Genomic DNA, 269 nt, shown 5'->3' on the forward strand with positions numbered 1-269 from the left:
AGCACCAGCCTGAAAAAGCTTAAAGAGCAGGGTGTTCCATTCAAAAGCCTGTCCTCCATGCTGAACGGTGCCGGAGCCAAGGCGCCGGAGGCTCTGAAGAAGCTCGTGACAGTGATTGAAGAGGCCAGCACCAGCCTGAAAAAGCTTAAAGAGCAGGGTGTTCCATTCAAAAGCCTGTCCTCCATGCTGAACGGTGCCGGAGCAAAGGCACCGGCGGCTCTGGATGAGCTCGTGACAGTGCTGCAAGGGGCGAAGCTTCGCCTGGAAGA

1 protein-coding gene is annotated in these 269 nt (G+C 56.5%); it reads left to right on the forward strand.

Annotated elements, in window-relative coordinates:
• Positions 1 to 269: hypothetical protein (locus Q0835_RS30250; RefSeq protein WP_298967216.1), on the forward strand; the 269-nt coding region annotated here is incomplete at both ends.

Origin of the sequence: uncultured Roseibium sp., from assembly GCF_947499295.1 — a bacterium.
Classification (GTDB): Bacteria; Pseudomonadota; Alphaproteobacteria; order Rhizobiales; family Stappiaceae; genus Roseibium.